This is a genomic window from Kribbella steppae (assembly GCF_004342025.1).
Lineage (GTDB): Bacteria > Actinomycetota > Actinomycetes > Propionibacteriales > Kribbellaceae > Kribbella > Kribbella steppae.
Window position 1 is genome coordinate 104,651 of the sequence record NZ_SLWN01000013.1, and the last position, 23,809, is coordinate 128,459.

The window sequence follows — 23,809 nt, forward strand, 5'->3', positions numbered from 1 at the left end:
GGCGCTCAGGGCAGGAAGACCGATTGCCCTGGGCCTGGCGGGAGTCCGAGGAAGTAGAACAGTGCGAGGATGCCGATCCATACGACGGCGAACGCGGGCGCGAACGGCAGCAGCCGCGCCACCAGCGTGCCGAGCTTGAGGTTCGGTTCGTAGCGCCGCGCCATCGTCAGGACCAGGTAGAGAAAGATGTGCATCGGCGAGATCGCCTGCGTCACCGAGTCGCCGATCCGGTGGGCCGCCTGGATCATCGCCGGCGACAGGCCGAGCAGCATCAGACCTGGCACCATCACCGTCGACTCCAGCGACCACAGGCCGCTGCCGGACGTGATGACGAGGTTCAGCAGCGCCGACAGGACGACCAGGAACACCAGGACACCGAAACCCTGCAGGCCCACGCCTTCGGCGGCATCGGCCAGTTTGACCGCCATCAGCACGCCGAGGTTGGAGTACGCCAGCACAGCAAGGGTCTGCGAGACGATGAAGATCAGCACGATGAATCCGGCCATGTCCCGGATCGACTGCTCCATCAGCTTGCCGACTTCGCGCTTGTCACGTTGGACCGGCAACACCCGGGCGTAGACCAGCCCGAAGATGAGGAACGACAGCGAGATCGCGATCACGAGATTCGACAGCAACGGCGACGGAACGAGGGTTCCACCCTCTCCTTGTAGCGGCGAACCCGGCAGCAGCCAGGCGATCGTGAGCAGCACACCGAACACGGCGACCGCGCCGGCCGCGACCAGCACCGCCCGCTTCTCATCCCGGCTGACCCGCACGCCCCCGGTTTCGGCAGGCTCGCCACGCCACGGACCGAGTCTCGGCTCGAGCACCTTGTCGATCAGCAGGCCTCCGATGATCGGGAGGATCAACCCGGCGGCGACACCGAAGTAGTAGTTCATCGCGATGTTGCCGTGAAAGTCCTGCCCGGCCGGCAGGAGCGAAGCCGCCTTCTGGGTGATCCCGGCCAGCGAAGCATCGAGCGTCCCCATCAGCAGTCCACCGCCGTAGCCGGTCGCCGTACAGGCGTACGCACCGATCAATCCGGCCAGCGGATGCCGTCCGACCGCCAGGAAGACCAGCGCTGCGAGCGGAGGAATCACCAGGAACGACGCGTCGGACATGACGTGCCCCTGACAGGCGACGAGCGCGACGACGTACGGCACGGCGCCCCGCGGAACGCGTGCGAACACGAGCCGTACGGCGGCCTCGAGGGCGCCGGTGCCCTGCGCGACACCGACCCCGAGCACCACCACGAGAACCGGACCCAACGCCGGGAACGTCACGAAGTTGTCGATCGCGCCGTCCATCAACGCGACCAGGCCGTCCGGCGCCAGCGCGGCCCGGACCGGCACCGATTCATCCACCCCAGGGACGTTCACCGTGACATGGAACGCAGCCACGACCGTCGACGCGACCGCGATCAGCAGCAGGAGACCGACGAAGAGGAGAAAGGGGTTGGGGAGCTTGTTGCCGAGGCGCTCGACGAGACCGAGTACGCCGCTCAGGCGGCCGGCCTCGTCCGTCGTCGTCAACTCGTCGTCGATCGGGTTGGGTCTGTTCGTGGTCATCGGGATACCTCACGCCGTCGTACCGGATTTGGTGTCCGCCAGTGTGTGGGGCCAGTTCCACGATGCCGCTGCAGACGCATGATTCCGACACCAGCCCAAGAGGTTGCGCAGTATTCCGCCACCGCGTCGAGGACGTCGTTGCAGCAGCATCTGCTCAGGCGGCAACACACCGAGCCTCCGGCGAAGCCTGCAACCGCTCGCGCAGCGCCTTGCGCGCGCGGTGCAGCCGGGACATCACCGTTCCCCGCGGGACTCCGACGATGGTGGCGATCTCCTGGTAGCTGAACCCGTCCACGTCGAAGAGCAGCACAACGCGCCGGTAGATCTCAGGCAGCGATGCCAGCGCCTCTCGCAACCGGTCGTCGGGGATCGCGGCGATGACCGCATCCTCTGCCGATACGTCTGCTATGCGTCGCTCGACGGCCTGGTTCTGGGACCAGTCGTCCGCGATGGTTCGGGGTTGGTGCTGGGCCTTCCGGTAGTCGTTGATGAAGGTGTTGTGGAGGATCCGGTACAGCCAGGCCCTCAGATTGGTTCCCGGCTGGAACCGGTCGAAGCCGCGATAGGCGCGCAGGCATGTCTCCTGCACCAGATCCTCCGCATCGGCCGCGTTGCGCGTCAGGCGCACCGCGGCCGGGTAGAACCGAAGCAGCAGCGGAACCGCTTCGGCTTCGAACCTGGCCTTGAGCTCGCGGGAACACTCGGATCGCATCTTCCGAGAGTCGCCCGCAGGCCCTCCCGCGTCCTCGCGGCGAGCGCCAATTCCCCCTTCCTGCTGGCCGCAAGTCGCCGTTACCTGCTAGCAGGGGTCCGGAGTGCTGTCAGATCTGATCCCGGTGTGCGCGATGGCGGCCGAATCAGCGAGTCGCTCCGAGATCGGCGCGGGACAGCAGGGCCTTCGCGGCGGCGGCCGGATACCGGCCGGTCGCGGTGGCCACGGCGACCTGCCAGGTCGGTCCTGCCGTGATCGGAACGAACCGGACCGAGCTCTTCTTGTGCTTGAACACCTCTGGCACCACCGCGACCCCGAGGCCGAGCCCAACCAGGTCGAGCAGCCAATGCACGTCGTTCACCTCGAAGGCGACCCGCCGCTCGACGCCGGCCGCCGCCATTGCGCGGTCGACCACGTCGCGGGTCACCCAGCCGGGGTAGAAGTCGACGAACGTCTCGTCACGGAGCTCCTCGAGGTCGACGGACTCGCGATCGCAGAGCGGATGGGTCGGAGAGCAGGCCAGCAACAACGACTCCTCGGCCACCGGCCTCAACGCCACGCCCTGCACCCCGTCCGTGGGCGCGCAGACGAAGGCAAGGTCCAGGTCACCGGTGCGCACACGCTCGATCAACTCTGTCGAACCACCCTGACGCAGCTCGATCTCCACACCGGGGTGCGCGGCATGGAAGCGGGCCAGGATCCCTGGCAGGTTCACGGCGCCGAGACACTGCATGGTGCCCACGGCGAGCGTGCCGCGCAGCAGGCCCTTCACCGCAGCGACAGCGTCCTTGGCAGCGGCAACTCCGGCAAGTGTGTGGCGGGCTTCGGTCAGCAGCGCCCGCCCCTCGTCGGTCAGCTCGACGCTGCGCGTGTTCCGCACGAACAGGTCCGCGCCGAGCTCCCGCTCGAGCGACTGGATGGACGCGGACAGGCCGGACTGTGCAACATGCATCCGGCCTGCGGCCCGGGTGAAGTGCCGCTCCTCGGCCACCGCGACGAAGTACTCGAGCTGACGTAGTTCCACGATTGATCACCAATACCGATCGAAGGGATCGTTTCTTTCTGTTGGAAAGATTAGCCGCCGGGATCCAGGGTGGACGCATGAGTCTGAGCACAGTGCCGTTCGGCACGACGGATATGAACATCACCCGGGTCGGCTTCGGCGCCTGGGCCATCGGCGGCGGCGACTGGGCCTACGCCTGGGGTGAGCAGGACGACGACGCGTCGGTGGCCGCGATCCGGCACGCGGTCGAGTCCGGCGTCAACTGGATCGACACCGCGGCCGTCTACGGCCTAGGACACTCCGAGGAGGTCGTCGCGAAGGCCCTCGAGCCGTACGGCGACGCCGACCGGCCCCACGTCTTCACCAAGTGCGGCCTGGTGTGGGACGAGGCCGACCGCAGTGTCGACCCGCGCCGGAGCGGCGATCCCGCCAGCGTGAGGCGCGAGGTCGAGGCATCGCTGCGACGGCTGCGCACCGAGCGCATCGACCTCTACCAGATGCATTGGCCGGCACCCGAGCAGGTCGAGGACTACTGGGAGGTGCTGGTCGACCTGAAGGCGCAGGGAAAGGTTCGCGCCATCGGGCTGTCCAACCACGACAGCAAACAACTCGACAAGGCTGAGGCGATCGGACATGTCGACTCGCTCCAGCCGCCCTTCTCACTGATCAACCGCGACGCCACCGGCGAACTCGACTGGTGCCACCAGCACGACACCGGCGTCATCGTTTACAGCCCGATGCAGTCGGGTCTGCTCAGCGGCGCCTTCACCGCTGAACGTGCAGCGGCTCTGCCTGCTAACGACTGGCGCTCACGTGACGCCGAGTTCACCGGCGAGCAACTGCAACGCAACCTAGCCCTGGTCGGCGCACTCTGGCCGATCGCCGACCGCCATCAGACGAACGTCGCCAGCGTCGCCATCGCGTGGTGCCTTGCCACGCAGGGAGTCACGGCCGCCATCGTCGGCGCCCGCGACCCGCGCCAGGTCGACGGCTGGATCGGCGCACCGCAGATCACACTCACCGCCACCGACCTCACCGAGATCGCTGACGCCATCCGTCGTACCGGCGCCGGCCACGGAGCAATCTGACCCATGCAAGAGCAACTCGGCGCATACATCGCGATCCGCGCCATCAACGAGTACGCCAACTCCGCCCTCCCCAACGCGCCCGTACGTCCGGATGAGCCGCAACGTAGAACGCTGCGGCGGCTGTTCTTCGCCGCTGCGCGGCTTGCCCGGGGCACCCGGGCATCAGTGCCCGCAGGCCGCATAGTCGGCAGAACACCTCCTGTTCGGCGGCCGGCTGACAAGCCCTCCCCCGGCGACTGGCCGGGCCCCGAGTGGCAGGCCGCACCAGGGAACAAAGCAAGCCGCCGACCCACGCCCATCGACCCAGCTTCTCCGATCAGCGCGAACGCCACGAGCACAGCCGACGTCGCCTCATAACCGCAACGCACGCCCAGGGGCGCCCGACCGAACAGGTCGGTCGCCCAAGGGGTCGGCGTTGCCGGACCCGACGATCGTCCCGTCGGTGATCGTTTCAGTCCTCGCTCAGGAAGGAGTTCGGTCCTCGCCCGGGGTTCGGCCGAAGGCTTGATAGTAGGTGCGGGTGAAATGGGCCGGGCTCGTATAGCCGACCTGGTAGGAGACTTCGGCCGCCGTGAGGGCCTGGGTCCGGAGCAGGATCCTGGCTTCTTGCATGCGGATCTGCTTCTGGAACTGGATCGGGGTCATCGAGGTGGCGGCGCGGAAGTGCCGGTGGAAGGTCGAGGGGCTCATGCCTGCCAGCTCCGCCAGGTCCGCCACGAGGAGTGGCTCGCTGTGATGGCGACGGATCCAGCGGATCGCCTCCGAGATGTGTGCAAGCATGCCGTCGGCCAGACCGATCTGCCGGACCAGCGCGCCCTGTTCGCCGGTGAGCAGCCGCCACAGGATCTCGCGCCGGATCCCTGGCACCAGCACCCGCACATCCTCGGGGCGGTCGATGATGCGCAGCAGCCGGACGACAGGATCCAGCACCTCAGGTGTCGCATTGCTGACCACGAGACCGCCGTACTGCGGTGGTCTGGCCGGCGTCTCGAGCAGCAGCGGCGCGATCTCCACCGGATCGAGCCGGATGCTGACCACGACGAACGGCTCGTCCGGACTGGCCTTCAGCGCCTGGCCGATCACCGGCAGGTCCAATGAGGTGACCAGGAACTGCCCGGCCCGATATTCGTAGGCGACACCGTTGAGCAGCGTCTGCTTGATGCCCGAGGCAACGATCGTGACCGATGGCCGCAGCAGTCCGGCGGTCGGTCCCGCCGGTTCTTCGACCCGGCTGACCTGGACGCCTTCGATCAGCCGACGGCTGTGCCCGCGCTGCCCGGCGGCGTGCCGCGTGATCAGCGTCCGAAGCTCGTCGAGCAGATCCACTCCCCCAGTGTCACCCACGGGGTCAACCTGCCAAGTCGGCAGGATCGCGCAAGCCGGCGCCAGCATCAGGCTCACGCTCCACCGCCTGGCGGTGCTGTGATCGAACCATCGCCAACTTTGTCAGAAAGGCACCAACCCCATGCAACGCAGAATCCTCGGCGCCACCGGCATCTCGGTCAGCGACGTCGCCCTCGGCGCGATGATGTTCGGCGCGATGGGCAACCCGGACCATGACGACTCGGTCCGGATCATCCAGCGCGCGCTCGACGGGGGCATCAACCTGATCGACACGGCCGACGTCTACTCGGCCGGCGAGTCCGAAGAGATCGTCGGTACGGCGATCAGGACCCGGCGCGACGACGTCGTCCTGGCGAGCAAGTTCGGCCTGCCGATGGGCGCTGACCCGAACCAGCACGGCGCCTCCCGCCGGTGGATCGTCCAGTCCGTCGAGAAGAGCCTGCGCCGGCTCGGCACCGACCACCTCGATCTGTACCAGCTGCACCGCCCGGACCACGACACCGATCCCGGCGAGACGTTGTCCGCACTGTCCGATCTGGTGCAGGCGGGGAAGATCCTCGCGTTCGGCTCCTCGATGTTCCCGGCTGAGAGCATCGTCGAGGCCCAGTGGGCCGCGGAGCGACGCCGCACGCACCGGTTCTTGACCGAGCAGTGCATGTACTCGATCCTGACCCGCCGGGCGGAGGCATCCGTCTTCCCGGTGGCTCAGCGGTATGACCTCGGCGTACTGACCTTCAGCCCGCTGAACAGCGGTTGGCTGTCCGGCCGGGCGAACCTGGCGTCGTCTCACCGGGCGTCGACTCGGCCGTCCAGCTACGACCCGTCCAGTCCGACCGGTCAGGCGAAGACCGCGGCGGTAGCGAAGCTCACTGCGCTGGCCGACGAGGCCGGGTTGAGGCTGCCGCAGCTCGCCACGGCATTCGTCCGGGCGCATCCGGCGGTGACGTCGGTCCTGGTCGGCCCGCGTACGCAGGAGCAGCTCGACAGCCTTCTGCCCGCTGCGGAGATCGATCTGTCCGCCGAGATCCTCGACCGGATCGACGAGATCGTTGCGCCCGGCACCGAACTGGACCCGACCGACAACTACAACGCCACCCCGCCGGCGATCGAACACGCACACCTCCGCCGCCGCTGAATTAGACGTCGGGCAGGGCGATGACGGACAGTGCGAGGCGGTCCTTTCCCTCAACCTCCTGCAAATGGGGAGATCGGGGCGATCCCGACCGCCCAGGTGTGCCGAGCCCCTCCCCTCCGACCAGGACCTGTACTCGACCACGGGTTATGCCCGACGCCCGGACCAGTCCGGGAAGGACTCCCCCCGTGAAGGGACATTTCCCGCCCCAGTCCGCCCACCTCCCGGACCTGTGTCATCCGGCCGCGGGTGAACTCTCGAGCCGATACACCCGCTGAGCGTTCCCGCCGTACAACAGACCTCGCTCGGCCGGACCCATCGCCGGGAGTGCCGTGTCGAGCCCGTTGCGGACTTCGTCGTACGAGCCGGCCAGCAGGCAGACCGGCCAGTCCGAGCCGAACAGGAGGCGATCCGGGCCGAACCACTCGACGACACGTTCGACGAACGGACGTAGGTCATCGGCGGTCCACTTGGTCCAATCAGTCTCGGTGACCATTCCGGAGAGCTTGACGGCGACGTTCGGAGCCGCGGCCAGAGCCGGCATCAGCCCAGTCCAGGCTGGATCGGAGCCGTCCGCGATGCGTGGTTTCGCGATGTGGTCGAGGACGAACTGCAGCTCGGGGAAGGCTCGGACAACGTCGATGGCGGCGGGCAGCTCGCGCGGCCGGACGAGGAGGTCGTAGGTCAGTCCCCGACTCTGCACGACGGCCAGGCCACGACGTACGTCGTCCCGGCCCAGCCAGTCCGGATCGGGCTCGTCGTGAACCTGATGCCGAATGCCGACCAGTCGGCCTGGCTCGTCGAGCAACACGTCCAAGTCGTCGCCGACTGTCGAGGACGTCAGGTCGACCCATCCGACAACCCCGGCGACGAAGTCCGCCAGCTGGAGGAATTCGCGCGTCTCAGCCAGGCTCGAAAGCGTCTGCACGAGCACGGTGCCGTCGATCGCGGCGTCCTGGAGTACGCCGCGGAGGTCGTCCGGCGTGAAGGCACGCCGGACCGGATCCATGGCCTCGCCGGCCATCCAGGGGTACGAGTAGCGGGCCGGATCCCAGAAGTGCTGGTGCGCGTCGATTCGCATGGCTCACTCCGGTGTCGGTACGTCGGGATCGAGCAGGCCGGCGTGGCGGAGATCAGCCCACAGACCGGCCGGGATGTCGACGTCGAACAGGCCGAGATCGACGTCGAGCTCGTCGACTGTCCGTGCGCCCACCAGCACCGTGCAGACCCGCGGATGCGCCACCGGGAACCTGAGCGCGGCCGCAGCCAGCGGTACGTCGTACTTCCGGCAAACATCCCGGATCGCCACAGCCTTGGCGAGGACCGCGTCACCGGCCGGGATGTAGTCGAAGGACGCTCCTGGTGCCGGGTCGACGAGAACCCCGCTGTTGAAGACACCCCCGATCACAACCGACACCTCCCGTTCCTCGCAGGCGGGCAGGAGATCGGTCAGCGAGGACTGGTCGAGCAGGGTGTAGCGCCCGGCGAGGAGTACGACGTCAAGCTCACACGAGCGGACGAGTTCGGTGAGTGGAGCCGAGTTGTTCATGCCGGCGCCGATCGCCTGGACCAGACCGGCCGCGCGCAGATCATGCAGCGCGGTGTACCCGGTAGAAGCTGCGTCCGCCAGGTGCTTGTCCGGATCGTGCAGCAACAGTACGTCGAAGCGGTCGAGGCCGGTCCGCTCCAGGCTTTCCTCGACCGAACGGCGGATGCCGTCGTAAGTGAAGTCCCACACCGGACCCGTCGTCGGCACGTCCCGGTAGAACGGGACGCCGTCGTGGTACTGCGTCTCGTCCCGCGGGGCGTCTTCACGGAGCAGCCGGCCAACCTTCGTCGAGATGACCAACCCGTCGCGGGAGACCTTCGCCACCGCCTGGCCAACCCTGGACTCGGCCAGTCCGTGTCCGTACAGCGGGGCGGTGTCGAGGTAACCGACACCCCGCTCGATCGCGCGATCGACGACAGCGACCGCAGCCGCGTCGCTGATCGCCTGCTGAAAGTTGCCCAAGGCAGCGGTTCCCAAGCCGACCTGCGGCACGAACAAGTCGGTCCGGCCGACCCGTGACTCACTCATTCGACGTCCTCCCCCCGACCCCCTTGAGCTGCCACTTCTCCCGCGCCCGCGGGTTCACGGCCGTCGACGCACCCGGCGCCCGCGGCCGTTCGGCGAACCCCTCGTTCACGACACTGCGATGTTCAAAGACGTCCTGCGTCCATGGGATGAACTCCAGCAGCGGCGGACTCTCGGCCAGTACGACGCCGGCCAGATGCTGATGCACCTGCATCATGTCCCCGGCATGTGGGACCAGCCGCAGTCCGTGCCCAGCGGCCTGATGAGCGACCTGCAACCACTCCGTCACTCCAGCGAGGCGGGTCACATCCGGTTGCACCACCCGGATGGCGTCGGCGTCCATGAAGCTGGCGAAGGCGTGGTACGAGTACAGGCTCTCCCCCGCCGCGACGTCAACCGTTCCCACGACCTGCAGACGTTGATGCGCGCCGAGATCATCGGCGTGCACCGGCTCCTCGATCCAGTCCATGCCGGCCTCGGCAAGCACTGGCAGCATGCGCTGCGCGGTGGCGAGATCCCAGCGCTGGTTGGCGTCTGCCATCACCGTGATGTCAGCCCCGACCACTTTCCGTACGGCCCGGACCCGGGACGCGTCCTCACGCCAGTCGGCCTTGCCCACCTTGATCTTCACCCGCCGCCAGCCCCGGTCGATCAGCGAACCGAGATCGCGAACGACGTCCGCGACACTCAGGTTGAGCCAGCCTCCGTCGGTGTTGTACGTCTCGATCGGATCGGCCGAGCCGCCGAGCAGCCGCCACAGTGGTACACCGGCACGCTGTGCGGCGAGATCCCACAAGGCGATGTCGACCATCGACAACGCCATGTGCACGACACCGGCGCGGCCGATCCAGTGCGTCGGCAACCAGTACAACCGCTTCCAGGTGCCGAGGATGTCCTCCGACGAGGCGCCGACGAGAGCGGGAGCGTAGTACCGATCGATCACCTGGCACAGCAACTCGGGCCCGGTGTGGACTCCGGAGATACCGGTCCCGACCCGCCCGTCAGCGGTGCGGATCTCGACCACCGGGACGATCCAGGACGTCAGCGCCGCGGTCGAGTCCGCCAGGGGTTGCGCGAGTGGTACGGCGAGCGCGTACGTCTCGACGGCAACGATGACGTTGCCTGCCTCTCCCGGTGTCAGGTCGGTCTGCGCGGGCGACAGCAGCCCCAGCGCGTCGTCCGCTAGCTCGAAGTCCACTCGACGCCCCTTTGTCCGCATGGTTGTTCGGCACCGACATTCAGGCATGCCGGTCTGGTCCACCACAACGCCGAAGTACGAATGCAGAGGTTTCGTACGACGAATACCGATTGCCGATCGCATCCGGTGCGACTGGTAGCGTCCGAACAACCCTGGTCGTTCGGAAAGGAGGCAGCCGGTGATGGATGTCGAGCTGTCCTGGCTCCGCACCTGGATCGAGGTGGTCGACTCCGGTGGATTCGCCCGCGCGGCCACACGGCTCCACCTGTCGCAGCCCCGGGTATCCGCACGGGTCGCCAGCCTCGAGCGCTCTTTGGGCTGCGTCCTGATCGAACGACGGATGCGTCCCCTCACCCTGACCGACGACGGTCAGCGACTGCTCCCGCGCGCCCGGCTGATCGTGACCGAGGTGGACGACACGGTCTCCGACCTGCGAGCCACGGCAGGATCCCTGTCCGGGAAGCTGGCGATCGCGAGTTTCGCCAGCGGGAGCTCGGAGTTCCTCCCCGGCATCCTCAAGCAGCTGCGAACCGCCAACCCGTTGCTCGAGATCGCCGTCCTCGACGGTGACGTCCAGATCAGCGACGAGTGGCTGGCCGACCGGCGCGCGGCGGTCGCGCTCCGTCCGCTCCGGCCGGAGCCGGCCGACCACACCTGGATCCACCGCGGCATCTGGCGCGAGCCGTTTGTCGTCCTGGCACCGCCCGGCCATCCGATCCTGGCCGCGGACGCGATCGGCCTCGAGGACGTGGCGGCGCACCAGATGATCACCATCGGCGATCCGCTCGGCGACCCCAGCCTCGGATACGAGGCCTGGTCGGCGATGCAGGCGAGCCGGATCGAGCCGGCCGGGGGCATCGTCTCCCACCAGCCGACCACGCTGGCTGCGATGGTCCGGGCCGGGCACGGTATCGGCCTGATCAACAGCCTCGCCGCAGCGATGGTGCGCACGGACGGACTGGAAGTGCGCCAGGTGGACAGCCCGCATCTCTACCGCGATGTCGGCATCTGGTGGCACTCCGACCGACCGCTCAGCAGAGCGGTTCAGGCCTTCGTCGACCTCGTGCTCGAGGCGGACCGCCCGGCCGGGACACTGGCCATCCCGGCCGCCTAACCTATTCGCCGGACGAATACCCCACATCCGGCATGCGTCGTTGCACCGGGCGGTACGCGCATGACTGAATGTCGGTGAGGTTAATCCTTCGAGTCGAACCGCATTTCGCAGGCGGTCATTCCTGGTAACGACTCGCCGCATTGTTCCGCGAAGGAGCTCACCGTGGTGACAATTGCCGCCGCCACGCGGCCGCGCCGAAAAACAAGCCCGGGTCCCGCGCACCGGGCCGACTGGAAACTCGCCCTGGTGCTCATTCTTCCCGCCACCGCCGGATTCATCGTGTTCGCCGCGGTCCCGGTGCTGCGCGGGATTTACCTGAGCTTCACGAGATTCCGGATCCTGACCCCGGCGACGTGGTCAGGTCTGGACAATTACCGGCGCCTGATCGGTGACGACGTCTTCTGGAAATCGCTCGGCGTGACCGCACAATTCGTCGTACTGTCCGTTGGGCTCGGACTGGCTGTCTCGCTGGCGACGGCAGTCGTCATGCACCGGCTGACACGGTCGAGCGTCGTCCGCGGGCTGGTGCTGCTGCCGTTCCTGGTGTCCGGTGTCGTCGCCGCGCTGATCTGGCAGTGGATGCTCGACCCTGGTCTGGGCATCGTCAACGTGGTCGTCAAGGCGATCGCCGGTCACGACATCCTGTTCCTTGGTTCGCAAGGGTGGGTGGTCCCGACGCTGGCGTTCATCGGCGTATGGAAGTCGATGGGCTACAACGCGATTCTGATCTTCGCCGGACTGCAGACGATCTCGCCCCAGATCTACGAGGCCGGGCGGCTGGACGGGGCGAGCGAGCCGCGGATGTTCGCGCACCTCACGCTACCGCTGCTGCGTCCCATCATGGCGATGGTGGCCGTGCTCACGGTGATCAGCTCGTTCCAGGTCTTCGACTTGGTTGCCGTCACCACCAAAGGCGGGCCGGCCAATGCCTCGAACGTGCTGCCGCTCTACATCTACGGCAAGGGCTTCGCCGAGTTCGACTTCGGCTACGCGCTGACGATGTCGATGGCCCTGTTCGTGCTGCTGCTGGCGATCACCTTCGCCCAGCTGCGGCTGCTGCGCGCCAACGAGTCCGACACGAACTGAGAGCGCAACCATGACGACCACACTGTCCCGGGTGACGCACGCCCCGGCGCCGGCAGCCCAGCCGCCGAGGCGGCGCAGACCGGGCATCGGAAAGGGCCTCGCCTGGGCCTATCTGATTCTCTTTCTCGCCGTCACGCTCTTCCCGTTCTACTGGATCGTCCGTACGGCGCTGTCGAACAACTACGCGTTGATCGATCACCCGGCGTCGCTGCTCCCGGTCGACCTCACCCTCGGTCCGTTCGAGCGCGTTCTCGGACTGGCGACCCGCGAGCAGGCCGTCGCAGAGGGCGGCTCCGGCGCGACCATCCAGCTCGGGCTCTACCTGCGGAACTCGATCATCTACGCGACCACGCTGACGGTGCTCGTGGTCTTCAGCTCGCTGACCGCCGCGTACGCGTTCGCCCGGCTGCACTGGCGGGGCCGGGACGTCGTCTTCGGCCTCTTCCTCAGCGCATTGATGATCCCCGGCATCATGACGCTGCTGCCGAACTTCGTCCTGATCCACGATCTCGACCTGACCAACACCTTCGCGGGCCTGATCCTGCCCGGCGCATTGTTCTCGGCGTTCGGCATCTTCTTCCTGCGGCAGTTCATGCTCGGGCTGCCGACCGAGATCGAGGACGCGGCGCTGATCGACGGACTCGGTCGCTTCAAACTGCTGTTCCGGATCACCGTCCCGATGAGCCGGGGACCGATCACCACGCTGTCATTGCTGACCTTCATCAGCGCCTGGAACGACTACTTCTGGCCGTTGATGGTTGCCGGGAACTCGAACGTCAAGCCGCTGACCGTTGCCTTGGGCGTCTTCCAGCAGGCCTCACCCCAGACCCAGCCGGACTTCGCCGGCCTGATGGCGGCCGCCCTCGTCGCCGCGCTACCGATGCTCGTGCTCTTCGTGCTCTTCGGCCGACGCATCGTCGACTCCATCGGCTTCACCGGCATCCGGTAGCCGGATCATCCGACCGTTCCGATTCTGCCCTTTGAAAGGGGAAGACACGGTGAAAAGGACACGACTCACCCGCACGGCCGCACTGGCGGCAGCGGTACTGACCACTCTGGCCGGCTGCTCCGGAGGCGGCTCGGCCGACTCCGGAGAGACGACCACGGTCAACTGGTGGACGTGGTCGCCGGACCAGGCGATTGCGTACCAGCAGTGCGTTCCGGCGTTCGAGAAGGCCAATCCGAACATCAAGGTCAAGATCACGAACTACAACGTCAGCGACTACTTCACCAAGCTGACGGCCGGGTTCGTGTCCGGTGACGCCCCCGACGGCTTCATGAACAGCGTGACCTTCCTGCAGTCCTACGCCGGTCAGGGACAACTGCTGCCCCTCGACGACTACATCGCCAAGGACAAGCTCGACCTCGGGCAGTTCGCCATCGGCACCGAGGGCTGGAAGTACAAGGACGGCAAGCAGTACGCCCTGCCGATGGACTGGGCGACAGGAGCGCTGTACTACAACAAGGATCTCCTCGCCAAGGCCGGCTACACGGACAAGGATGTCGCCGCTCTCGACTGGACGTACGACGGCGGCGGCAGCTTCTGGACGATGATCAAGCACCTCACCGTCGACGCCGCCGGGAAGCGTGGCGACCAGCCCGGGTTCCGCGCCGACGCCGTAAAGACGTACGGGCTCGGCAATCTCGAGTCCACCGGCGACCCGTTCGGGCAGAACGCCTGGGGCTGGCTGCTCCCGAACGACGGGATCAACATCCCCGACAAGCAGCAGTGGGCCACTGTCTTCAACTACAACGATCCGAAGGTGGTCAAGTCGGTCCAGCTCGTCCGTGCGCTCACCAACGACGGGTTCACTCCGAAACTCAACCAGTTCACCACCGCCAACAGCCAGCAGGTCGGCTCGGGGAAGGTCGCGATGGTCGTCGGCGGGACCTGGGAAGCCGCCACCTACGCGGCGTTGAAGGACGCGAAGATCGGCGTCGCTCCGCTCCCGGCCGGCGCCGACGGCAAGCGTGCACTGATGACCAATGCCAACGGCAACAACATGTGGGCCGGGAGCAAGCATCCGGACCAGACCTGGCAGTGGATCAAGTACCAGGAGAGCGAGGAGTGCCAGACGACGGCGGCGAAGTTCAACGGCTCCTTCTTCCCGTCGATCGCCGCGTCGATGAAGGCACTTGCCGACCAGCAGGCCGGCAAGGGTGCCGACTTCTCTGTCTTCAACAACTACCTGACCAGCGGGGAGCTCGTGCCCTGCCCGGTCTACAACAACGGTGCGGCGCTCACCAACGCGATGATCCCGCAGTTCGAGGCCTACTTCACGAACAAGGCGGATGAGAGCATCTTCCCCAAGATGCAGGAGCAGAGCCGGACGATGCTGGCGGAAGGTAAGTAGAGACCCATGCTGATCGCTTCACCCGCGACCGGACCACGATCGCCTGCCGCCCCGGCCGGTGCGCTCTGGTACGACCGGCCGGCCGAACGATGGTTCGAGGCACTGCCCATCGGCAATGGCCGTCTCGGCGGCATGGTGTACGGCGGATCGCCCGCAGAGCGGATCGACTTGTCGGAGTCGACCGCGTGGTCCGGCGGGCCGTCGGCCGTCGATCTCAGTCCGACCGCGCGGGACACGCTGCCGAGCGTCCGCAAACTGCTGTTCGCAGGTGAGTACGCCCGGGCACAGCAGCTGGCTGGTGAGCACCTGCTGGGCACGCGGGCGTCGTTCGGCACCAATCTGCCGCTGCCGTCCGTCCACCTGAGCTTCAATGATGCGGGAGCCACGGCGTACCGGCGATCGCTCGACCTCGATCAGGGCGTCGTGTCGGTCGCCTACGACGCCGGCGGCGTGCACTTCGTCCGGGAGACTCTCGCATCCCATCCGCACGGCGTCATCGCCCTACGCATGACCGCTGACCAGCCCGGAGCGGTCAGCTTCAGGCTCGGCCTCGACGGCTCGGTCTTCCCGGGGCGGGCGACCGGCACCGACACCGGCGTCGCGTTCAGCGGTCGTGCCGTCGAATCACTCCACAGCGACGGCCGCACGGGTACGGCGGTCGAGATCCGGGTCCACGTCGAGACCGAGCGCGGCGCCGTACGGTCGTCCGACGACACGTTCGAGGTTGCCGGCGCCGACTCCGCCGTACTGATCGTGGCCGTCGGCACCGATTGGGCGGGCGAGGACCCAGTCCGACAGGTCGAGGCACTCACGACGACAGCAGTCGCGGCCGGGTACGACGGCATTCTGTCGGCCCATGTCGACGATCACGCCGGCCTGATGCGGCGGGTGTCGCTCGACCTCGGCGCGGAGCCCGAAGCGGTCGGCCTCCCGACCGATCGGCGACGCGACCGACTGACCGGCGGGCAGCGGGACAGCGGGCTCCTAGCCTTGTACTTCCAGTACGGGCGCTATCTCACCATCGCCGGTTCTCGCGCGGACTCACCGCTGCCACTGGCGCTGCAAGGACTCTGGAACGACGGCCTGGCCAGCAGCGCATCGTGGAGCAACGACTTCCACCTCGACATGAACACCCAGCAGAACTACTGGGCCGCCGAGCCAACCGACCTCGCCGAGTGCCACACTCCCCTGTTCCGGTTCCTCCAGCTTCTGGCCGAGACCGGCCAGACCACCGCAACGCAGATGTACGACGCACCCGGCTGGGTCGCGCACACCGTGACGAACGCCTGGGGCTACACGGCCCCGGGCACCGCGATGGGCTGGGGCCTTAACGTGACCGGCGGTGCCTGGCTGGCCACCCACCTCTGGGAACACTACGAGTACGGCGGCGACGATCAGTTCCTGACCGACCTCGCCTACCCGGTCCTCCGGGGCGCCGCGGTCTTCCTGCTGTCCTATCTCACCGAGGAACCAGACTACGGCCGGCTTGTCGCCGGTCCGTCCGAGTCCCCCGAGAACTGGTACGTCGCTCCCGACGGCGCTCGGTGCTCGATCGCCATGGGCAACACCGTCGACCGCGTCTTCGCCGAGGCGATCCTACGAGCCTGCGCGGCCGCGGCGGAGGTGCTCGACGTCGACGCGGACCTACGCCAGCGGATCGCGACGGCGCGGGCACGACTGTCGCCGTTCACGATCGGCCGGCAGGGCCAGCTGCAGGAATGGCTGCATGACTTCGAGGAGGCGGATCCAGCCCACCGCCACACCTCCCACCTGTGCGCGCTCTTCCCCGAGCGGCAAATCGCACCGCGCACGACTCCCGAACTGGCCCGCGCCGCCGAGGTCACGATCGCGCGACGCCAGAGCGCGCCCGGCTGGGAACAGACCGAATGGGTCGAGGCCAACTTCGCCCTCTTCCACGCTCGGCTGCTGCACGGCGACCAGGCGCTCGCCCACCTGACCAGCCTCGTCACCGACGCCAGCGAAGCGAACCTGATGAGCTACTCCGTCGGCGGCGTCGCCGGAGCCGCCCAGAACATCTACTCCTTCGACGGCAACGCCGGCGGCACCGCAGCCATCGCCGAAATGCTCCTCCAGTCGGACGGCAACGAACTCGAACTACTCCCCGCGCTCCCGGCATCCTGGCCCAACGGCTCCGTCCGGGGACTCCGCACCCGAGGCGGCTTCACCGTCGACATCACCTGGCAGAACCGCCGACTCCAGCACGCCCGAATCCACCCCTCGAGAACCACCACCCATCGGATCCGGTACGGCGAGACCACCACCGAACTCACTTTCACCGAGCAGGAGCCGCTCAGCCTCAGCGCCACGTGAGGGTGTGGCAGTTGGCGGAGGCCCCGACCGGCGAAGCGGCCCTGGCCGAGATCGGCACCCAACTGCCCGCGGTGGTACTGCTCGACGTGATGATGCCCGGACTCAACGGCGTCGAGGTCGTCCGCCGGCAAACCAGGCGAGAACAAACAGCCGTGACCCACATCTACGACCCTGTGGAGAGGCAGCCTCAGATGGAGACGTGGACCGATCGTGGTTGCGCCGCGATGCTGAGGGCGACCAGGGCGAGGAGGACGGCCGCCAGCGCGAGTACACCTGCGACCGTTACGCGGAGCATCAGCGCGCCGGCGGCGGCGCCGGCGAGCATAGCGGCGACCGATGCGATGCGACGCTGCGATTTCCCGCCACCTCCACCGGCCAGGACGCTGTCCGCAGCCACTCCCACCAACGCCATCGTGAGCACCGTCGTGGTCATGTCGCGGACCGCCATGCGCCGTACTGTCGCGTTCTGCAGGCCAGAGCTGACGGCGAGTACGACGATCGTGACGAGCGCGAGCCGCCCGCGGTAAGGAAGCAGGCCCAGGCCAACGGCGACGGCAACCACCGCGACGAGCAACGCCTGGAACGAGAACGCCACGCCAAGCCATACTCGCGGTCGATCGCCGAGAATCGTCCCGAGCCGGCCGCCGAGGACCGCTCCGGCGAGGAAGCCGGCGATCGCGGTGACCGATGCGGCAGGCGACAGGTCCGAGCCAGGATCCAGAGAGAGGCCCAGAAACACCACATTTCCAGTCATGTTCGCCACGAACACGTGACCCAGTCGAAGGTAGCTCACCGCATCGACGAGCCCGGTGACCGCAGTGAGCACCAACAGGAGCGCTACCGTCGCACGGTCGTCCAACGGTCTTTCCGCCGCCAGGTCGTCGTCGCCGAATCGAGACCGATGCGGGGCCAGCCGACCCCAGACATGCCGCCAAGCGCTCATCGCACCAGCAGCCGGTTCAGGACCTCGAACACAGCGGCGATGTCACGCCGCTCATAGCCCAGTGCCCGGGCGACCGTCAGCATCTCGTCCGCGACGGTGGCGGTCGGAAGCGGTACCGTCAGCGCACGCCCCGCCTCCAGTGCGAGGACGAGATCCTTCTGCATCAGGCCGATGTCGAACCAGGCCTCGTCGGGAAGATCCAGCAGCAACTGCTCGCGCGCCCGCAACATCGGCGACCCGATCGGACTCGCGGTCATCACCCGAAGCGCGACCGCCCGGTCCACCCCGGAACGCTCAGCCAGCAACAGACCCTCCGCCACAGCGAGGACCTGGACCGCAAGGCTGATGTTGATCCCGAGCTTCAACGCCAAGCCCTGCCCGTTCGAGCCGACGTACGTCGGATGCCCCAACACGCTCAGGACTGGCTCGACCCGCGCGTACGCTGTCTCGTCCCCGCCGACCATGATGGTCAGCGTCCCGGCGCTCGCCTGCGGAACACTGCCCGAGACCGGTGCGTCCAGCAGCCTGGCCCCCGTGTCTGCCACCCGGGCGGCCAGCTCGCGACTCGCCCGCGGACTCACGGTACTCAGGTCGGTCCAGACCTTGCGATCGTCCAGTTCCGAGATGATGCCATCAGCAACGATCGCGAGCGCCGCATCATCGGGAATCGACGTGAGAACGACCTCAGCCTCCTTGGTCACAGCTCGAGGATCGTCGCGCCACCGAAGGCCCTTGGCAATCAGCGGCTCCGCCCGCCGGCGCGTCCGGCTCGTCCCGTACACCTGGTAGCCGGCATCCAGGAAACGTGTCGCCATCGCACTGCCCATGTGGCCCAGGCCGACAAGCCCGATCGCCGGACGGCTCGCCGTACTCGCCATCTCTGTCATCCTTGGTCCTCACCGCGTCCTCGTGAACTGCTGACTCCAGCTTCGCGACGGCACGGGACTGTGTCGTCACAGCCACCGCCCGTCCTCAACCCCTGCTAGCAGCAATCGCCGACGACCGCGTGCTGCGCTCAACTCATGGACCGCGTCGTCGCCTTCCTCCGCACCCACCTGAGCTGAGCGGTCGACGCGCTCGTTGGCCCTGCCAGCAGGTACAGACGTTGGTTGTCCGCGGGGACGACACGATGTCTTGGCGCGCGAAGAGTTGGCCGTATGAGGGCTCTCGTCGAACTTTCCGGTCGGCATTCACGCGTCAGCCAGACCCGTCGTGTTGCGAGCCCGACGGAGAGCACTGTCGCGGCCGGGCCGGCCATCCGCTCTTACGGACGGCCCAGCGGGCTGGCGAGCGCGTCGTCCGGACAACTTGTCGCGGGGCGCTTCCGGATCCAGTCACTTCTGGGGCGCGGCGGCGTGGGCCGCGTCTGGCTGGCGGAGGACGAGCTGCTGCGCCGACCGGTCGCCCTCAAGCAATACCTCGCACGCAAAGCCGACTCGGAGGATGCGAAGCGAGTGATCCGGGCACGCGCGCTGAACGAGGCCCGCACGGCTGCGCGGATCGATCATGGCGGAGTGGTCCGGGTCTGGGATGTCGTGCGGGACGGCAGTCTCCCCTGGCTCGTGATGGAGCCGCTGTCGGGCCGAACACTGGCAGAGATCCTTGCAGGAGAAGGGCCGCTGGCGATCGATCGGGTGACCGAGATCGCGGCACAGCTGCTCGACACGCTGAGGGCAGTGCACAAAGGAGGCGTTGTCCATCGCGACGTCAAGCCCGCCAATGTGCAACTCTGCGACGACGGTCGGGTAGTCCTGACAGACTTCGGCATCGCTTGGATGCGGGACGAGGAACTCAACTGTCCACGTGACGTACTGGAAGGCAGCCCAGCCTTCATTTCACCCGAGCAGCTCCGCGGCGATGAGCCCGCCCCGCCGTCTGACCTCTTCTCGCTCGGCGCGACGCTGTTCACCCTCCTCGAGGGCAGTCCTCCTTTCGCCAAGACCGACGTCTGGGCGACGCTCACCGCCGTTGTCCAAGACGCTCCGCGGGTGTCGCCGCGGACGGGCCGACTGGGCACAGTGATCGCCGGTCTCCTTGTCAAGGACGCCGCCCGACGGCTCAGCGCGGACGCAGCCCACACCGCCGTACTGGAACTTCACCGCCGCTGAGCGATGGAGCGCCGCGATTCCAGCCAGCAGGAAACCGTCATGGTTGCTGGCCACGATGTTTCCTTCCGGCCGGAACGGCACCTTGGAGGAACGAACCACGGCAGCAGTAAGGACAGCATGATCAAGGCTCCAGGGGCGACCGCAATCATCACGGCCGGCCACCCGATGCGCTGGCGCACGCTGGCGGTCAGCCAGCTGGCCGCGTTCATGGCACTGCTCGACGTCAGCATCGTCAACGTGGCGCTGCCGTCCATCGAGCGAGGGCTTGGTGTGTCGGCAGGAGCCGTCCAGTGGGTCGTGTCCGGCTACGCTCTCGCCTTGGGGTTGGCGCTGGTACCGGCGGGACGGCTCGGCGACCTCCTGGGCCGCCGCCGGATGTTCCTGATCGCTCTGTCAGCCTTCGTGGTGACCAGTGCACTGACCGGCGCGGCGCCGACCATCGGTCTACTCATCGCGTTCCGGCTGCTGCAAGGCGTCGCCGGCGGCATGCTGCTGCCGCAGAACTCCGGTTTGATCCAGGAACTCTTCCAAGGCGCCGAACGGGGCAAGGCGTTCGGAGTTCTCGGAGCCACGATCGGACTGGCCACGGCGACCGGCCCGGTGGTGGGCGGCCTGATCATCACCGGGATCGCCGGGCCGGATGCTTGGCGCTGGGTGTTCTACGTCAACGTGCCGATCGGTCTGGTCACCCTCGCGCTCGCCGCCCGCCTGGTGCCGAGGAATGTGGGAATCGGACGCCGCACCGCACACCTCGACCTGATCGGGGCGCTGTTGCTCGGCGGCGGAGTGCTCTGCCTGCTACTCCCGGCAGTCGACGCGGAGACAAGGGGTCTGGGCATGGACTGGTGGTTGCTCGTGGTAGCCGTGAGCCTGCTCGCCGCCTTCAGCTGGTGGGAGCTCCGCGCCGTACGTCGAGGTCGCGAGCCACTGCTCGACCCGCGACTCGCGCAGACCTCCGGCTTTGCCGCCGGAGCGATCATCGGTTCGGTCTACTTCATCGGCTTCACCGGTATCTGGCTTGTGCTCGCGCTGTTCTACCAGGACGGGCTCGGCTATTCACCGCTGCAGTCCGGCCTTGCGGTGACCCCTTTCGCGATCGGGGCCGCGGTCTCGGCCGCGATCGCGGGCCGGCTGGTGTCGAGATTCGGTCGCGCGCTGACTGTCATAGGCCTGACCGCGACCGTGGCTGGACTTGTCACCGCTGCGCTACTGCTACGGAACATGGGCAGCCAGGACGCGGCCTTGGCCGTCGCCGGTCCTCTGCTGGTGGCCGGGCTCGGTGGCGGCATGGTCACCTCATCCAACGTCACGTTGTCCCTGCGGAACGTCCCGGTGGCAATGGCGGGGGCGGCCGGTGGCGCACTCCAGACCGCCCAGCGGATCGGTGCGGCGATCGGCAGCGCCGTACTCGCGACGATCTTCTACCGAGTCCTCACAGCCTCTGCCCACGACTATCCGGTCGCAGTCTCCGACGCGCTGCTGTCCGCGTCCATACTCATGGTCATCGCCCTGCTGATGGCCATCACCGACCTGATCCGGCACCGGGCCGGCCTCGAGGCCCTGCGACGGGATCAGTGAGCCTCGAGGAACGCTATGACGGCGAGCACCCGGCGGTGGTCATCGTCTGCCTCCGGCAGACGCAGCTTGGACAGGATGTGGCGGACATGCTTCTCCACAGTGCCTTCGGTGACCCACAACCGTCGGGCAATGCCGGCGTTGGATCGTCCCTCCGCCATCAACGCCAGCACCTGCTCCTCCCGCTGGCTCAGCTCAGCGAGCGGATCATGACGCCGGCGAGCACTCACCAACTCCTGCACCAGCGCCGGGTCCATCACCGATCCACCCTTGACGATCCGCTCGAGGGTCTCGATGAAATCGTCCACGTCCGTCACGCGGCTCTTCAACAGGTAGCCGATCCGCTGGCCGTTCGCCAGCAACTCCATCGCGTGTTCGACCTCGGCATGCGCCGACAAGACCAGGATCCCGGTCGCCGGAAACTCCTTGCGAATCTCCCGGGCGACGTCCAGTCCCTCGGTGGTGTTCGTCGGCGGCATTCGGATATCCACCATCACCAGATCGGGCTTCAACTCGCGAACCAGCGGCAGAATCCAGGCGCTGTCGCCGGTCTGCCCAACCACGTCGAACCCCGACCGATCCAGCAGGCTGGCCACACCCTCGCGAAGAAGGACGTCGTCCTCGGCCAGCAGTACGCGCGCCATGACAGCACCGTCGTCCTTGCGCTTCGGCTGCTGGTGGAACAGTTCGGTCGCCATATCAACGAGTATCCCGGCTGCGGTGCCCCCGTCGCTTCCTGCCAGCGGGAATCCTCGATGCCCGCTGACTGGACCCCTACGGCTAGGGCTTCGGTCGCCTGAGGCCTAGCTACTGCAGCACCAGTGCGTCAGCCTGTGTCAGGCCGAGGTGGACGGATCCTGCGGCTCAGGTACGGCGAGCTGCCCGACAGCGACGCGCACAGTCACCGGAGCGGTGTGTGCGAACCGCAGTGTCACCGGGACGTACGTGCCGGTGATCATGGATGTCCACAAGCCTTCGAGCTCCACACCGGCGCTGTGTGACGGCCTCGGTCCGCAGAAGAGCACCACGAAGGGGCCCAGGGCAACGATGGGGCGCCGTCCCCCGCCGTCCGGCGAGGTTCAGTGGGATGGCGTGATCACGGCGTGGACGTGCGGGAATCCAAGCGCGCTCACGTCGCCGCCGAGGAAGTCCTGGATGCCGATCCGAACCAGGGTCGCCTCGGTCGGTTCGTAGAACAGCAGGCCCGCTCGATCCACACCGATCAGCAGGACGTAATGGCGCGGGAGCCAGTCACCGACCAGGACGGGCACCGGTTGGCCGGACTCCGCGGCTGCGACCGCGGCGTGGCGCGCCTTCCTTCCGCCGGGGGCCTGCCCGGCGATCCTGACCTCGTACCGCGCTCCGAGCGCGTCGACATGCCGGTTGAGCTCGGCGCTGATACCTGACGGTGTCGTGCCGAGTTTCTCCGGCCACAGCGTGTTCGTCGCGCCGTGGATGCGCTGCTCCTCGGCCGCGAGCCGTGCCTCGAACTCGTCCGCCGTTGCCGCCGCCCGAGTGCCGCCGCCGGTCGTCAGGTCGAACGCGTAGATCGGATCGGTCATCGCGCGAGCCATCACGATCACGGTGGAGCCGCAGGTCGTGTCGTCGACCTGCTTCACCAGGGCGGCGTGGTACGTGACCAGCCAGGGTCCATCGGGCTCGATCAGGTTCAGATGCTTCCGCAACCAGACCGGACTCCGGCCGTTGATCGAGTCCGCGAAGCGGACCACCTCGTCGGCGCTGTGCCCGGCCGCGAAAGCCTTGAGCACGTAGGGCTGCTGCAGCGAACCGGCTGCCGCTGCCGCGGCCAGCACCTGGCTTCGGTCCGAGGGCGACGCGGTGAGCAGTGCCGTCTCGACCCGGGCGGCCGGTGTTCGGACCTGGATGGTCTCGCTGCGGTCCGGATCGACCGTACTGCGCACGATGTCTGCGACGGGCCGCGCCGGTCCACCAACCACACCCGCTACGTGGTGGACAACAGCGGACAGCCGGTGAGAGTCCAATCCGCCGTCGACTGCTCCAGCGCCCAGCAGTGGCAGCAACGTGGCGGACACCACGGCAGGCGAGCGCAGGAGCCCGATCCGGAACCGCGACACTGTGCTGATCTGCCGGTGCGCATCCGCACACTGCCTTCTCGGCACGACCGATCCTCCGATGCGATTGACGGCGACCCTGTACC

General features: G+C 67.5%; 21 protein-coding genes. 9 read left to right on the plus strand and 12 right to left on the minus strand.

Translation table 11 applies throughout. The features are described 5' to 3' along the window. Window positions 1-5: 5 nt before the first annotated feature. From EV652_RS32825 to EV652_RS32835, 3 genes are all read right to left on the minus strand, one after another. On the minus strand, window positions 6-1,568 hold the full coding sequence (locus EV652_RS32825) for an AbgT family transporter (RefSeq protein ID WP_132213173.1): 1,563 nt from the start codon (window positions 1,566-1,568) through the stop codon (window positions 6-8). A 154-nt stretch (window positions 1,569-1,722) separates the two neighbouring features. Continuing rightward, on the minus strand, window positions 1,723-2,280 hold the full coding sequence (locus tag EV652_RS32830; RefSeq protein WP_132213174.1) for a sigma-70 family RNA polymerase sigma factor: 558 nt from the start codon (window positions 2,278-2,280) through the stop codon (window positions 1,723-1,725). A 145-nt stretch (window positions 2,281-2,425) separates the two neighbouring features. After that, window positions 2,426-3,304, minus strand: coding sequence for a LysR family transcriptional regulator (locus EV652_RS32835; protein WP_132213175.1), 879 nt, complete (start codon window positions 3,302-3,304; stop codon window positions 2,426-2,428). A 77-nt stretch (window positions 3,305-3,381) separates the two neighbouring features. On the opposite strand from EV652_RS32835, the gene EV652_RS32840 reads away from it, so the two are divergent. Beyond that, window positions 3,382-4,371: an aldo/keto reductase gene (locus EV652_RS32840; RefSeq protein WP_199238525.1), complete on the plus strand. Its 990-nt coding sequence runs from the start codon at window positions 3,382-3,384 to the stop codon at window positions 4,369-4,371. Between the two features lie 462 nt (window positions 4,372-4,833). Here the strand turns inward: EV652_RS32840 and EV652_RS32845 are convergent, their stop codons facing one another. Then, on the minus strand, window positions 4,834-5,715 hold the full coding sequence (locus EV652_RS32845; RefSeq protein WP_199238526.1) for an AraC family transcriptional regulator: 882 nt from the start codon (window positions 5,713-5,715) through the stop codon (window positions 4,834-4,836). Between the two features lie 121 nt (window positions 5,716-5,836). Between EV652_RS32845 and EV652_RS32850 the strand changes: the two genes are divergently transcribed. Next, a complete protein-coding gene (locus EV652_RS32850) occupies window positions 5,837-6,850 on the plus strand; it encodes an aldo/keto reductase (protein ID WP_132213177.1) in 1,014 nt (337 codons plus the stop codon). A gap of 232 nt (window positions 6,851-7,082) precedes the next feature. On the opposite strand, the gene EV652_RS32855 is transcribed toward EV652_RS32850, so the two are convergent. The 3 genes from EV652_RS32855 to EV652_RS32865 are packed head-to-tail and all read right to left on the minus strand — an operon-like array spanning window position 7,083 to window position 10,119. After that, window positions 7,083-7,928, minus strand: coding sequence for an amidohydrolase family protein (locus tag EV652_RS32855; protein WP_132213178.1), 846 nt, complete (start codon window positions 7,926-7,928; stop codon window positions 7,083-7,085). A gap of 3 nt (window positions 7,929-7,931) precedes the next feature. Next, window positions 7,932-8,924 (minus strand): aldo/keto reductase, encoded by a 993-nt coding sequence (locus EV652_RS32860; RefSeq protein ID WP_132213179.1) that lies wholly within the window; start codon window positions 8,922-8,924, stop codon window positions 7,932-7,934. Next, window positions 8,917-10,119 (minus strand): mandelate racemase/muconate lactonizing enzyme family protein, encoded by a 1,203-nt coding sequence (locus EV652_RS32865; RefSeq protein WP_199238527.1) that lies wholly within the window; start codon window positions 10,117-10,119, stop codon window positions 8,917-8,919. Before EV652_RS32865 ends, EV652_RS32860 begins: the two co-directional genes overlap by 8 nt. A 181-nt stretch (window positions 10,120-10,300) precedes the next feature. Between EV652_RS32865 and EV652_RS32870 the strand changes: the two genes are divergently transcribed. The 5 genes from EV652_RS32870 to EV652_RS32890 all read left to right on the plus strand — a co-directional run bounded on the left by EV652_RS32870 (window position 10,301) and on the right by EV652_RS32890 (window position 17,004). Continuing rightward, window positions 10,301-11,233, plus strand: coding sequence for a LysR family transcriptional regulator (locus EV652_RS32870; protein WP_132213279.1), 933 nt, complete (start codon window positions 10,301-10,303; stop codon window positions 11,231-11,233). A gap of 162 nt (window positions 11,234-11,395) precedes the next feature. Further along, on the plus strand, window positions 11,396-12,319 hold the full coding sequence (locus EV652_RS32875; RefSeq protein ID WP_242002146.1) for a carbohydrate ABC transporter permease: 924 nt from the start codon (window positions 11,396-11,398) through the stop codon (window positions 12,317-12,319). 10 nt (window positions 12,320-12,329) lie between these two features. Next, complete coding sequence (locus EV652_RS32880; RefSeq protein WP_132213181.1) at window positions 12,330-13,268, plus strand: carbohydrate ABC transporter permease; 939 nt, start codon at window positions 12,330-12,332, stop codon at window positions 13,266-13,268. A gap of 49 nt (window positions 13,269-13,317) precedes the next feature. After that, window positions 13,318-14,673 carry an ABC transporter substrate-binding protein gene (locus EV652_RS32885; RefSeq protein ID WP_132213182.1) on the plus strand — a complete coding sequence of 452 codons (1,356 nt, stop codon included), beginning with the start codon at window positions 13,318-13,320 and terminating at the stop codon, window positions 14,671-14,673. A gap of 6 nt (window positions 14,674-14,679) precedes the next feature. Then, complete coding sequence (locus tag EV652_RS32890; protein WP_132213183.1) at window positions 14,680-17,004, plus strand: glycoside hydrolase family 95 protein; 2,325 nt, start codon at window positions 14,680-14,682, stop codon at window positions 17,002-17,004. Window positions 17,005-17,191: 187 nt separating this feature from the next. Here EV652_RS32890 and EV652_RS32900 read toward each other — a convergent pair whose 3' ends face one another. Both EV652_RS32900 and EV652_RS32905 read right to left on the minus strand, forming a co-directional pair. Then, a complete protein-coding gene (locus tag EV652_RS32900; RefSeq protein ID WP_199238529.1) occupies window positions 17,192-17,947 on the minus strand; it encodes a YoaK family protein in 756 nt (251 codons plus the stop codon). After that, entirely contained in the window at window positions 17,944-18,834 is an 891-nt protein-coding gene (locus EV652_RS32905) for an NAD(P)-dependent oxidoreductase (protein WP_132213184.1), read from the minus strand. The genes EV652_RS32900 and EV652_RS32905 overlap by 4 nt, the downstream gene beginning before the upstream one ends. Window positions 18,835-19,104: 270 nt before the next feature. On the opposite strand from EV652_RS32905, the gene EV652_RS32910 reads away from it, so the two are divergent. Next, entirely contained in the window at window positions 19,105-20,055 is a 951-nt protein-coding gene (locus tag EV652_RS32910; protein ID WP_132213185.1) for a serine/threonine-protein kinase, read from the plus strand. A 117-nt stretch (window positions 20,056-20,172) separates the two neighbouring features. Then, window positions 20,173-21,633 carry an MFS transporter gene (locus EV652_RS32915; protein WP_132213186.1) on the plus strand — a complete coding sequence of 487 codons (1,461 nt, stop codon included), beginning with the start codon at window positions 20,173-20,175 and terminating at the stop codon, window positions 21,631-21,633. On the opposite strand, the gene EV652_RS32920 is transcribed toward EV652_RS32915, so the two are convergent. From EV652_RS32920 to EV652_RS32925, 3 genes are all read right to left on the minus strand, one after another. After that, on the minus strand, window positions 21,627-22,328 hold the full coding sequence (locus EV652_RS32920) for a response regulator (RefSeq protein ID WP_199238530.1): 702 nt from the start codon (window positions 22,326-22,328) through the stop codon (window positions 21,627-21,629). The genes EV652_RS32915 and EV652_RS32920 overlap by 7 nt on opposite strands. Before the next feature lie 138 nt (window positions 22,329-22,466). Continuing rightward, on the minus strand, window positions 22,467-22,616 hold the full coding sequence (locus EV652_RS44240; protein ID WP_158441339.1) for a hypothetical protein: 150 nt from the start codon (window positions 22,614-22,616) through the stop codon (window positions 22,467-22,469). Window positions 22,617-22,709: 93 nt separating this feature from the next. Beyond that, window positions 22,710-23,771 carry a hypothetical protein gene (locus EV652_RS32925; protein WP_132213187.1) on the minus strand — a complete coding sequence of 354 codons (1,062 nt, stop codon included), beginning with the start codon at window positions 23,769-23,771 and terminating at the stop codon, window positions 22,710-22,712. Between the last annotated feature and the right edge of the window lie 38 nt (window positions 23,772-23,809).

Coding starts and splice junctions, on each gene's coding strand:
- EV652_RS32905 (WP_132213184.1), bottom strand. CDS start 18,834: ATGACAGAGATGGCGAGTACGGCGAGCCGTCCGGCGATCGGGCTTGTC.
- EV652_RS32840 (WP_199238525.1), top strand. CDS start 3,382: ATGAGTCTGAGCACAGTGCCGTTCGGCACGACGGATATGAACATCACC.
- EV652_RS32915 (WP_132213186.1), top strand. CDS start 20,173: ATGATCAAGGCTCCAGGGGCGACCGCAATCATCACGGCCGGCCACCCG.
- EV652_RS32880 (WP_132213181.1), top strand. CDS start 12,330: ATGACGACCACACTGTCCCGGGTGACGCACGCCCCGGCGCCGGCAGCC.
- EV652_RS32870 (WP_132213279.1), top strand. CDS start 10,301: ATGGATGTCGAGCTGTCCTGGCTCCGCACCTGGATCGAGGTGGTCGAC.
- EV652_RS32860 (WP_132213179.1), bottom strand. CDS start 8,924: ATGAGTGAGTCACGGGTCGGCCGGACCGACTTGTTCGTGCCGCAGGTC.
- EV652_RS32890 (WP_132213183.1), top strand. CDS start 14,680: ATGCTGATCGCTTCACCCGCGACCGGACCACGATCGCCTGCCGCCCCG.
- EV652_RS32830 (WP_132213174.1), bottom strand. CDS start 2,280: ATGCGATCCGAGTGTTCCCGCGAGCTCAAGGCCAGGTTCGAAGCCGAA.
- EV652_RS32850 (WP_132213177.1), top strand. CDS start 5,837: ATGCAACGCAGAATCCTCGGCGCCACCGGCATCTCGGTCAGCGACGTC.
- EV652_RS32855 (WP_132213178.1), bottom strand. CDS start 7,928: ATGCGAATCGACGCGCACCAGCACTTCTGGGATCCGGCCCGCTACTCG.
- EV652_RS32920 (WP_199238530.1), bottom strand. CDS start 22,328: ATGGCGACCGAACTGTTCCACCAGCAGCCGAAGCGCAAGGACGACGGT.
- EV652_RS32910 (WP_132213185.1), top strand. CDS start 19,105: ATGAGGGCTCTCGTCGAACTTTCCGGTCGGCATTCACGCGTCAGCCAG.
- EV652_RS32825 (WP_132213173.1), bottom strand. CDS start 1,568: ATGACCACGAACAGACCCAACCCGATCGACGACGAGTTGACGACGACG.
- EV652_RS32900 (WP_199238529.1), bottom strand. CDS start 17,947: ATGAGCGCTTGGCGGCATGTCTGGGGTCGGCTGGCCCCGCATCGGTCT.